Source organism: Geobacillus sp. G4 (assembly GCF_040327975.1).
Lineage (GTDB): Bacteria > Bacillota > Bacilli > Bacillales > Anoxybacillaceae > Geobacillus > Geobacillus thermoleovorans.
Map to the genome: position 1 here is coordinate 1 of NZ_JBEPJY010000131.1, position 246 is coordinate 246.

The 246-nt window shown below is 36.6% G+C and carries 1 pseudogene; it reads left to right on the forward strand.

Going from position 1 to position 246, the window contains the following annotated elements:
* Positions 1-246 (forward strand): annotated as a pseudogene (locus ABS784_RS17235) (c-type cytochrome biogenesis protein CcsB); the annotation flags it as partial.

Consider the following 246-nt stretch of genomic DNA (forward strand, 5'->3'; position numbering starts at 1 on the left):
TGCAATTTTAGGACCCAATGAATGGAACTTGTTAACAGCAGGAAGAATGGAACCAATCTTGGAAATGCCTGCGTTCATTGAAGCAGAAAAAATTAATACGGTCATTTGGTCCTTTATCACAGGCACGGTTCTTTATTTATTGATTCGGCTAATAACAAGGAAAAAAACAGCTCAGCTATTTCATCCGTTTGTGAAAAAAATTAATGCCGATTTTCTCGATGAAATCAGCTATCGTTCCGTATTGAT